The sequence below is a fragment of the Sphingomonas bacterium genome, from assembly GCF_903643035.1.
In the GTDB taxonomy this organism is placed as follows: domain Bacteria; phylum Pseudomonadota; class Alphaproteobacteria; order Sphingomonadales; family Sphingomonadaceae; genus Sphingomonas.
In genome coordinates this window covers 1-5,750 of sequence record NZ_CAHJWW010000173.1, presented here as the reverse complement: position 1 = coordinate 5,750, position 5,750 = coordinate 1, and the positions used below count along the sequence as shown (strand labels likewise).

The 5,750-nt window shown below is 69.6% G+C and carries 4 protein-coding genes; all 4 read right to left on the bottom strand.

Annotated elements, in window-relative coordinates; all coding sequences use genetic code 11:
* Positions 1-297: 297 nt before the first annotated feature.
* Complete coding sequence (locus HUV01_RS11070; protein WP_174298311.1) at positions 298-1,179, bottom strand: alpha/beta fold hydrolase; 882 nt, start codon at positions 1,177-1,179, stop codon at positions 298-300.
* Between the two features lie 186 nt (positions 1,180-1,365).
* Positions 1,366-2,970: a carboxylesterase/lipase family protein gene (locus HUV01_RS11065; protein WP_174298310.1), complete on the bottom strand. Its 1,605-nt coding sequence runs from the start codon at positions 2,968-2,970 to the stop codon at positions 1,366-1,368.
* A gap of 34 nt (positions 2,971-3,004) precedes the next feature.
* Positions 3,005-3,802: an alpha/beta fold hydrolase gene (locus tag HUV01_RS11060; RefSeq protein ID WP_174298309.1), complete on the bottom strand. Its 798-nt coding sequence runs from the start codon at positions 3,800-3,802 to the stop codon at positions 3,005-3,007.
* Between the two features lie 13 nt (positions 3,803-3,815).
* On the bottom strand, positions 3,816-5,750 hold a 1,935-nt coding region (locus HUV01_RS11055; protein WP_174298308.1), incomplete at its 5' end, for a TonB-dependent receptor.

Sequence of the window (5,750 nt, the reverse complement as noted above, 5' to 3'; positions counted from 1 at the left end):
AGGAACAGGAACGGGTCGACCTGATCGAGGCCCGGGCCGGGCACCGGCCGGCGGGTCGTCAGGTCGGCGATGTCGTCGCGACAGGCGGGATGGGCATGGGCTATGGTACGCAGGGTCATCGTCGTCTCCGTTCGACTCGGATCGACAAACGGGCGACCGTCACGTCCGCTCCGGTGAACGACCAAGGCAGGATTGATCGGGCGAGGTTTCGAGAAGGGTTGCAAGCTTGGTCGTCTGCGATTTGTCGTCCGCGCCATGAGCATGACAGGGTCGCTGCGAGGCATGGGAGGCAGATATTCAGCGGGGTCGGGGCGGGTCCAGGAAGCTCGCAACTGCCTGGTGGAAGGCGGCCGGGTCCTGTTGCGGTCCGCCATGGCTTACGTTCGGCAGGATGGTCAGCCGCGCGCCGGGGATCATGCAGGCAAGCGCCTCGGTGTGCGACCGGGCGATGAACTGCTCGTGCGCGCCGTCCGCGACCAGCGTCGGGACACGGATGCTTCCGAGTTCGGCCGGGGTCAGGTCGGGCTCGATCGCATAAAGCCGGCCCAGCGCCGTCCGCAATGCCGGAAAGCCGTCCGGGGTTGCCGACACCGCCCGGTAGTTCGCCTCCATTCTCGCCATGAACCGCGCGCCTATGCCCGACATGGTCGGATCGGGTGGCCCGTCGCTGTCGGCATGCGTGTTGAACGTCGCTCCCCAGGCGAACAGTCGGTCGACCCGGTCGGAGTGGTGGATGGCGAGCAGCAGGCCGACGATACCGCCGTCGCTCACACCCACCACCGACGCCCTGGCGACGCGCAGCCGGTCCAGGACCGCCACGACATCGGTCGTCATCTGCCTGTAGCTGAGCGGACCGGCCGGCATCGTGCTGCGCCCGTGGCCGCGACTGTCGATCACGATCACCTCGTGGCGCGGGGCAAGCCGGGGCACTTCGAACCCCCATGAGGCGGACGAGGCGAAGCCGCCGTGGAGCAGTACGACGGGTCGGCCGCCGCCCTGGTTGAAGACGGCGAAATATATGCGGGCGCCGTCATGATCGACGAACCCGGATCTGGCAGGTGGCGGCAGTGGCGGCACGTCGGGAACAGTGGCCCAGACCGGAGCTGTCTGGGCATGCGCCGCGGCAGGTGTTAAAAGCGCGACCAGCACCGAGAACAGGTTCGCGACTCTAGCTTTCACCCTCCTGCTCCCGCCGTTGTGGAGATGCTGGATCGTTCCATCGCGCCTTGCAACGGCTATTTGGACGGGTGTCCTGCTTCAGCAAGTCGGCTTACGGGCGCAACCGGAACGTTGGAGGCGATGGCGGTCGCGCACCGGAGATGGAACAGATTGCCTGAGATGCGCCGGTAGCTACCCACTCGGGCATCAGGGCATTACCGTCCGCCAGCGATCCGGCAGGCGACCGGCGGTGCGGAACGAGCCGACGAACCGGAGGCGATCGGTCCCGGTCTCGGCCGCAGCGGTCGCGCCGTCGGGTTTGAAGGAGAGGACCTGCGATCCCGGCCCGGCATAGCTCGGCCAAGCGGGCAGGCCGGGGCCGTTGGGATCGCCCCTGGTCGCGAAATTGGTCCAATAGGCCGTCATCAGGTCCGCGGTCGCCCGATCGCCGTCGCCCGGCGCACCGCCGCCACGACCGGGCGGGGGCGGCGCGAGATTGCCGAACACGTATTTCACCTCGGCCGTGTGGTTGGCGATCGGCGAGTAGGGCGAGGTGAACGAGAACTGATAGGCGTAGACGCCCGTCCGCCGCGCCTTCTGCTGAAGCGCGAGCATCTCCCAGGTCTGCTCGGAGATGACGAGGTCGCCGACCAACGTCGCCGACGACCGCGCCGGATCGGCCGAAGGATAGGCCGCCTCCGCCGCCGCCGTCCGATCCGCGCCGAACAGGCTGGCCTCGCCGGCGCGGAACGCCTCGGGCGTATCGTGCGGCAGCGCGCGCGGCAGGAACAGCGGCGTCTGCTCCTGCGCGTTCCAGCCGGCGAGCAACGGCACCTTGGCCGCCGCGCCGCGCGCGAAGGCGGCGGCGGGGGCCTCGCGCAGCACGTAGCCGTCGACGTTCGGCGAGAAGACGGTCGTGCCGGGATCGAGCCGGACGTCCCAGCGCCCGGCCAGGTTCAGCTGCTCCGCCGGCAGGGCGCGCAACGCCGCGAGATCGGCCGCGCCCATGCGCTGCTGGAAGGCGACGCCGCGCGTGGTCGCCTCCGCGTGGGTGGAGAGCGAGCCGTGCTCGCTGTCCCAGAACGCGCCGCTTTCGGCGATCGCCTTGGCGAACAGCCCCTTGGCCAGCGGCGAGGCCATCAGGATGCCGACCGAGTGCGCGCCGGCGGACTCGCCGAAGATCGTGACGTTGGCGGGATCGCCGCCGAACGCGGCGATGTTGGCGCGTACCCAGCGCAACGCCGCGACCTGATCCTGCAGGCCGTAATTACCCGATGCGGGTCCTTCGTGGTCGAGCGCCGGATGCGCGAGGAAGCCGAGCACGCCGAGCCGGTAGTTGAAGCTGACGACGACAACGCCGTGCTTGGCCAGTGCCGTGCCATCATAGCCGGGCTGCGCCGACGAGCCGAACTCGAACCCGCCGCCGTGGATCCATACCATCACCGGGCGCTTGCCGGGCGCGGTACCGCCCGCCGCCCCGTCCGCCGGGGGCGTCCAGACGTTGGCGGTCAGGCAGTCCTCGCTCTGCGGCGGCGGCTGCATCGGGCCGGGCAGCGGCGAGGCGAAGCAGGGCGTGCCGAACCGGGTCGCGTCACGTGGGCTGGTCCACGCCGCCGCCGGCTGCGGCGAACGCCAGCGCAATGGTCCGACCGGCGGCGCGGCGTAGGGGATGCCCTTGAACGCGACGACGCCGGCGTCCGACGCCGCGCCGTGCACCGCGCCCGAGCGGGTGACGACGTCGGTCGCCGGCGCGGCCGATGCCGGCGCGGCGATCGGCAGCAGGAGGGCGGAGAGGGCGGCGGCGTGTCTCATGATCGTTCCTCGACTGGGCTCCACGCCGGTCGTTCTACGCCCGAGCGTCGGCGGCGCGCATGAACGCCGTCAGCATCGGATTGAACGCCGGCATGAGGTTGGGAAAATGGTTGGGCGACGCGACGATCTCGTGCCGCCCGCCGCCGATCGCGGCGACCCGCTCGCCGACAACGTCGAACGCCGGGCTCCAGCCGCCGGTGACGACCAGCAGCGGGATGCCGGCGCGCTTCACCGTCTCCAGCTCGCGCTGCAGCGTCGCGGCGGCCGGCACCTTCAGCTTGGCGATGCCGCGGCCCATCGCCTTGAGTTCCTCGGGGTTCGACCCACCCCGGATGTCGCCGGGAATGCCCAGCAGCCTGGCCATTCCCGCGGCACGGCGCTTGGCGGTGAAGGAGAAGATCATCGTGCCCGCGAGCTTCAGCACGAAGCGGCGCACGCGCGGGTCGTCGATCGCGAGCTTCTGCATGCCCGGCTCGATCAGGGTCAGCGAGCGCACCGCCCCCGGCCGTCGCGCGGCGGCGGCGAGCGCAACGCAGCCGCCGAACGAGTGGCCGACCAGATGCGCGCCCCCGCCTGGCAGGTCATCGCCCAGCAGGTCCGCCACCCAGGCCCCGTCGGCCTCGGCGTCGTCGGGCCGTCCGGGGGCGGGGCTGCGGCCGTGACCCGGCCGGTCGGGGACGACCAACTGCCAACCCTCGCTCGCCAGCACCTGCTGCGCGGCGAAGTGACGGTCGCCGCCGACCCGGCTCCCCTGCGCGCTTCCGTGGACGAGGACGACCGTGGGTCCGGCATGGCCCCAGCGGGTCAGATAGATGTCGTCGAGACTGGTCATGGGATCCTTGCCGTTAGAACTTCACCGAGGCGCGCGCGCCGTACGTCCGCGGCGCCGTGGAGCCGCCGACCAGTGCGTTGGCCAGCGGGTGCGTCGTCGCGAAGTTCAGGATGCGGTGATCCTCGATGTTGCGGACGAAGCCAGCGACCGACCAGCGATCGTCCGCCGGGCCGAACGACAGCTGCGCGTTGGTCATCCAAGTGGCGGCGACGAGCTGCTCCGGCAGGTACTCGAACCCCACGGTGCGGCTGGTCCTGTACTGCGTGTCGCCGCCCGCGACGACCTTGTAGGCGCCGAGCGGGAAGGTCTGCTGTCCCGACAGGTTCACCGTCCAGCGCGGGGAATTGTACGCCTGCTTGCCCGCGCAGCTGACGTTGTAGAATGCCGGGTTGGCGGCCAGCGCGAAGCTGCACCCGGTCAGCGGCGCTCCCGTCGCGCTGCCCTGCTGATAGGTGAACGCCCGGTCGCGCGCGTCGAGATACTGGATGTCGGTGCTGATAAGCGTGTTCTTGGTCACGAGCACGCGTCCCTCGACCTCAACGCCCTTGATCCGGGAGGTGCCGATGTTCTGGATGTACTGGGCGGTGCGGCCGCTGAGGTCGAGCCCGAGGTGCGAGACCTGCTGGTTGCTGTAGTTCCACAGGAAGCCTTCGACGTTAAGCTGGACGCGGTTGTCGAAGAAGCGGTTCTTGATGCCGGCGGTGTAGGCGGTGATGAGCTCGGGCTGGTAGGTCTCGAACCCCTGCGCGGCGGAGAAGCCACCCGAGCGGTAGCCCGACTCGACCGTCGCGTAGAGCAGCGACCGCGCGGCCAGATCGAACTCGACGCCGCCGTGATAGGTCACGCGGTCGTTGGTCAGCCGGCTGTTGTAGCTGCTGTCGGAGCGGACGATGATCGCGCCCGACGTGCTCTGCGGGATCGGCGCGGGGCCGGCCGGAACGGCGAACGGCACCTGCGACAGGGTGTCCACGGTCGTGAACAGGCGCGCGGTGGGGCAGGAGGGGACGCCCATCACCCGCACAGTGCAGACGAGGTTCAGCGCGGTGGTGGCGCCGATGAAGCTCTTGATGTCCTTGGAATAGCGCACGCCGCCGACCACGCGCAGCCGGTCGGACAGGTGCGCGGTCAGCCGCCCGAACGGCGCGAAAGATCGGGTGCGATACGTCTGGTCAAGGAAGTTCTCCGCGGCCGACAGGTTCAGTGCGGTCCGGTTGTGGACCGAGTCGTCGTAGAAATAGCCGCCCAGCGTGTAATCGAAGATCGAGATCCTGTTGCCGGTGAAGCGGCCCTCGACGCTGAACTGCTCGTCCTTCTCGCGATTTCGGTAGGGGAAGCCTCCTGCCTCGGCCAGGTAGTTGAGCGAGGCGTAGCGCCAGGCGGGGATCAGCGTGAACGTGCCGGCGCCCGTCTCGTAGTCGATCTGCGCGTTGGCGCCGTAGAAGTTGTTCCGCTGGAACGGATAGGGCGAGAACCCGTCCAGCCTGCGGCCGACGACCGGCACGAAGATCGTCGAGCGATAGGCCTGCGCCGCCGGGGTATACAGGCCCTCGCCGAGCGACAGGCCGGACAGCACGGTCGCATAGCGGCCGGCCACGGGATTGAGATTGTAGTTGCTGATGTAGGAGACGCCCGCGCCGACGCCGCCGACGTTGCTGTAGTCGCCCGCGACCCGCACCGTCAGCGCAGGGGTGAGCTTCGCCTTCATCTGCACGCGCAGCGACGTCGTCCGGTCGTCGGAGGTGCCATCGGCCAGATAGCCGTCGTGCTGCGACGTGCTTGCCGATATGCGCAATGCGCCGTCCGGACCCATCGGCAGGTTGACGGCCCCTTCGGCCACCACCGAATTGTAGTTGCCGTAGCTCGCGCTGGCATAGCCGGAGAACTCGCCGGGCTTGGGCTGGGCCGGGATCAGGTTGATCGCGCCGCCGGTCGCGTTGCGGCCGTAGAG